General features: G+C 33.7%; 5 protein-coding genes and 1 pseudogene. All 6 read left to right on the forward strand.

The window, feature by feature from the left end:
- Positions 1-235: pseudogene (locus Q0616_RS09040) on the forward strand (hypothetical protein); the annotation flags it as partial.
- A complete protein-coding gene (gene lptC / locus Q0616_RS09045; protein WP_298776611.1) occupies positions 213-785 on the forward strand; it encodes an LPS export ABC transporter periplasmic protein LptC in 573 nt (190 codons plus the stop codon). The pseudogene Q0616_RS09040 and the gene lptC, both read left to right, overlap by 23 nt.
- Positions 786-1,072: 287 nt before the next feature.
- Positions 1,073-3,178 carry a peptidylprolyl isomerase gene (locus Q0616_RS09050; RefSeq protein ID WP_298776613.1) on the forward strand — a complete coding sequence of 702 codons (2,106 nt, stop codon included), beginning with the start codon at positions 1,073-1,075 and terminating at the stop codon, positions 3,176-3,178.
- A gap of 84 nt (positions 3,179-3,262) precedes the next feature.
- On the forward strand, positions 3,263-4,135 hold the full coding sequence (gene fabD / locus Q0616_RS09055) for an ACP S-malonyltransferase (RefSeq protein WP_298776615.1): 873 nt from the start codon (positions 3,263-3,265) through the stop codon (positions 4,133-4,135).
- 88 nt (positions 4,136-4,223) lie between these two features.
- Positions 4,224-4,997 carry a HipA family kinase gene (locus Q0616_RS09060; protein WP_298776618.1) on the forward strand — a complete coding sequence of 258 codons (774 nt, stop codon included), beginning with the start codon at positions 4,224-4,226 and terminating at the stop codon, positions 4,995-4,997.
- The coding region (locus Q0616_RS09065; RefSeq protein WP_298776620.1) for a DUF3037 domain-containing protein at positions 4,987-5,164 on the forward strand (178 nt) is incomplete at its 3' end. The genes Q0616_RS09060 and Q0616_RS09065, both read left to right, overlap by 11 nt.

Below are 5,164 nucleotides of genomic sequence, written 5' to 3' on the forward strand. Positions count from 1 at the left end.
AGGTTTACGATATGTAGATACGGGTTTAGAAATTTCTAATGAAAGTATAAAAGACTTAGGCGCTCATATCGGATTTGGATTTCCTGTTGGACGTAACAATTCGAATTTGAACATCGGATTGGAATACGGGAAAAGGGGCACAAAAAACAATGGTTTAATTCAAGAAAACTATTTCACTCTGTCTGTAGGATTTTCATTTAATGATCGTTGGTTTGAAAAAAGAAGATTTGAATAATATTCTTAAAGGAGCTTTAGCTTTTGTTTTTATTACAACTATGAGCAGTTGTAACAATGACATGAAGAACATTCAAAAGTGGAATAAAAAACAATTAATTCCTTCAGGAGAGGCAAAAAATATGCTTGTAAGATACACAGATTCTGCTAAAATCAAAGCCGAATTAGCATCTGAAATCATGTACGATTACTCTGCTGCAAAATATCCGTTTAATTATTTCCCCACCAAAGTATTTATAAAAATATACGACGAAAATAAAAAAACCACTCTTGTAGAAGCTAATAGAGCTACTTCTTACAACAAAACAAAAATCATTGAATTAGTAGGTGACGTTAAAATTACAACTCATGATCAAAAAGTTTTAGAAACTCAACAACTCTTTTTCGATCAACAGCACAATTGGTTTTTTACCGAAAATTATTTTAAAATCACAGATCCAGATAAAAGTTTTTTTGAAGGTATAGGGTTAGATTTTGACACCCAATTTAAGATCATAAATGCACAACAAAATAGAGGAGAATTAAAAAATAAAAACAATGAAGATATATAAAATTATTGCCTATCTGTACTTAGCATTTGCGTTAGTATTTGCTTATGACACATTTGTTAGATTCCAAAGTGGCGAGAGTTATATTTTAAGTATATTATTATTCGCTGCGGCATTATTTATGTTCTTTTTTAGACTAAAAAATGCAAAAAAATTTGAGAACAATCAGAAATAATCAAAACTGCGTTATTTATTCATTTAGTGAATATATAAAAATATCTATCGAAAGATTTCATTTTTTAACAGATAATTGTATTTTCGCTTTTTAAAAAAATTTACATAACTAAACAATGGCAATTTTACAGAAAATTAGAGAAAGATCTGGATTACTAATCGGAGTAATCGGGTTTTGTATATTAGCATTCGTTGCTGGTGATTTATTAAGTGGAGGTCTAAACTTAGCTTCACGCAATATTGGAACAGTAAATGGCAAAGCAATCCCAACACAAGACTTCCTGGTTAAAATACAAAATGCACAACAAAGAGGACAAAACTCTTCTCAAGTGTATAATCAAATATGGAACACCGAAGTTCGTAACATTCTTTTAAGCGAGCAATTCGAAAAAATTGGACTTCGTTTAGGAAAAGACCAATTGATTAACGTAATCAAAACTTTACCTGATTTTCAGACACCTCAATTTCAGAATGAATTAGGACAATTTGATGTATTAAAGTTTAACCAGTTCCTTTCTACTATGCAGCAAGGAGAAATCCAACAATGGAATGCATGGTTAAATTATGAAAAACAAATTGAGCATTTTGCAAAAGAGCAAGTGTATTATACGATGGTTAAAGGCGCAGTGAACACCACTTCTTTAGAGGCGAAATTTGCCTACTCGAATGATGTTTCAAGAGTTTCTTTCGACTATGTATCGTTACCTTTCAGCTCTATTAAAGACGAAGAAGTTAAAGTTACAAACGAAGAAATATTAGCATACATGAAAAAGCATGAAAAGCAATTTAAATCTGAGCCAACTCGCGCTATTGATTATGTATTTATAGAGACCAAACCTTCTGAAGAAGATCAGCAATCTACAAAACAATTAGTAGCTGATTTATTAGAAAAAAGAGTAGCTTTTAATAGCCAAACAAACTCAAATGATACGTTAGCAGGATTTAGAAACACTAACAATCTTGCTGATTTTGTGAATCAAAACTCTGATGTACCATTTGATTCAACATATTATCCTAAAGACCAATTACCTACCGAACATAGTGAGGCGTTATATAACTTAACAGCTGGTGATGTTTATGGTCCATATTTATTTAATGATTTCTATTGTGTTTCTCGTTTAGTTGCTAAGAAAAACTATACTGATAACGTTACTGCATCTCATATTTTAATTGCACATAACGAAACACAACAACCAGATCCAAACATTACTTTATCAAAAGCTGAAGCAAAAGCAAAAGCTGAAGATTTATTAAAGCAATTGCAAGCAAACCCAAGCTTATTTGCTTCTTTAGCAGAACAAAACACTGACGATCCAGGTTCAAAATCAACTGGTGGACAATATAAAAATATTCAAAAAGGACAAATGGTTCCTGAGTTTGATGAATTTATATTTAATAAACCAACAGGTACATTAGGTATTGTTGAAACAACTTTTGGATATCACATAATCAAAGTTGATAGTAAAGAAGAAAAAGAAGGTGTACAATTAGCTACAATTGCTAAGAGAATAGAAATTTCTTCTGAGACTCAAGATAAAGTACACTCTTTAGCAACAAAATTTGAAGAATCTATAGGTTCTAAAGACTTCTCAGCTTTAGCTACAGAATTAGGTTTAATTTCTCATCCTACAGCTACAGTAAAAGCATTTGATGAAAATCTTCCAGCAGTTGGAACGCAAAGAGAAGCTATTCGTTGGGCTTTTTCTAAAGGGATTAAAGCAAATGAATACAAAAGATTCACAACAGCTGATGGTGAACTAATTGTAAAAGTAAAAGAGATTAATGATACCGGACTTATGGGTATTGAACAAGCAAAAGCAATGGTTGGGCGAATTTTAGTAAACAATAAAAAAGCAGAACTTCTACGTAAGAAAATGTCTGGAAGCACTTTAGAAGAAATAGCAAAAGCGGCAAACACTTCTATTCAAAAAGCTACTGAGATTACACTTTCTAATCCTTCAATTGCTTCTGTTCAAGAACCAAAAGTTGTAGGTGCTGCTTATGGTAGAAATGTTAACGAAGTATCACCTTTAATCGATGGTAGAAATGGAGTGTACATTGTAAAAACAGTTTCTAAATACGAAGCTCCAAAATTACCTAGCTACGACAACTATAAAAACAGAGTGTCTACAAACAATAGAAACACTGTAAATAATTCTGTCTTCAGCGCATTGTATCAAAAAGCAGATATTGAAGACAACAGATCATCAATTTTAAATTAACCTTACACTAATAAAGCTCGTTTTTACAACGGGCTTTTTTTTATGTTATTATTTCTTATTTTTGTGCCACAAACAAACAATTATATGAAAGCATACGTATTTCCAGGTCAAGGTGCTCAATTCTCAGGAATGGGTAAAGACTTATATGAATCTTCTGAGATAGCAAAAGAATTATTTGATAAAGCAAACGAGATTTTAGGTTTCAATATCACTGAAATCATGTTCAATGGAACTGACGAAGAATTAAAACAAACCAAAGTAACGCAACCAGCTGTATTTTTACACTCGGTAATTTTAGCAAAAACATTACCTGATTTCAAACCAGAAATGGTAGCAGGTCACTCATTAGGAGAATTTTCGGCTTTAGTTGCAAACGGAACTTTAGCTTTTGAAGATGCCTTACAATTGGTTTACCAAAGAGCAATGGCTATGCAAAAAGCATGTGAAATTACACCTTCTACTATGGCAGCTGTTTTGAACTTAGACGATAAAGTGGTAGAAGATATTTGCACATCGATTGATGGCGTTGTGGTAGCAGCAAATTACAACTGCCCAGGACAATTGGTTATTTCAGGTGAAACAAAAGCAGTAGAATTGGCTTGTGAGAAAATGAAAAAAGCAGGTGCAAAACGTGCATTGATTTTACCTGTTGGTGGTGCATTTCACTCGCCAATGATGGAACCTGCTCGTGAAGAATTAGCAGCTGCAATTGAAGCGACTACTTTCTCCACTCCTATTTGTCCGGTATATCAAAACGTAACGGCAAACGCTGTTTCTGACCCAGCAGAAATTAAAGCCAATTTAATTACGCAATTAACAGCTCCGGTTCGTTGGACACAATCGGTACAACAAATGATTACAGATGGCGCTACATCGTTTACAGAAGTTGGTCCAGGTAAAGTATTAATGGGCTTGATCAATAAAATCGACAAGACAGTTGAAACCATTAAAGGATAATATTTAAAATCCGATTCAGTATTGAATCGGATTTTTTCTATAATCGAAACTCAACGATATTTGTATCTTTAAATAAAATCATTTTTTTATGATCCCAGATTTACGAACCGTAACCGTGATGCGCTACATTACCCCTTTACGCGAAGGTGGTTCTTTGCCTGCGTTGGCAGAAGCGTGCGACGATTTTAAATACGTGATAAAATTCCGTGGCGCTGGTCACGGCGTAAAAGCATTAATCTCTGAATTGTTAGGTGGCGTTATTGCCAAATATTTAGGATTACCTGTACCTGAATTGGTTTTCGTGGAATTAGACGAAGCTTTTGGACAAACCGAAGGCGATGAGGAAATTCAGGATTTATTAAAATTCAGCAAAGGCTTAAACCTTGGGTTGCATTATTTATCGGGTGCCTTAACCTACGATGTAGCCACCAACGATTGCGAGGCATTATTAGCCTCAAAAATTGTATGGTTAGATAGTTTTATTACCAATGTAGATCGTACCTTCCGAAATACCAATTTATTAATATGGCATAAAGAATTGTGGTTGATTGATCACGGCGCATCGTTCTATTTTCATCACAATTGGGAAAACTGGGAGAAAACATCTGTTACTCCGTTCCCTTTGATTAAGGATCATGCATTGATTACCAAAGCCACGAAATTAGACGAAGTGCATCAAGAATTTACTTCAAAACTAAATGATGACGTGTTGCGTAAACTTGTAAATATAATTCCCGATGCCTTTTTAAATTGGGAAGAAGGTCCATCTAACGAAGAAATTCGTGAAGTGTATTTTAAATTTATGTCGAACCGATTGGCTCATGCCGATGTATTTTTAAAAACCGCGCAAAATGCAAGATAAAGTAGTTTATGAATACGCCGTTATTCGTGTGGTTCCTAAAGTAGAACGCGAAGAGTTTATCAATGTCGGTTTGATATTATTTAGCAAACGCAAACGTTTCATCCGTTTTGAATACCAAATTCCCGAAGAAAAAATCCGAGCTTTTTGTAAAGAATTCGACTTGGATC

Origin of the sequence: uncultured Empedobacter sp. (assembly GCF_937930195.1) — a bacterium.
In the GTDB taxonomy this organism is placed as follows: Bacteria; Bacteroidota; Bacteroidia; order Flavobacteriales; family Weeksellaceae; genus Empedobacter; species Empedobacter stercoris.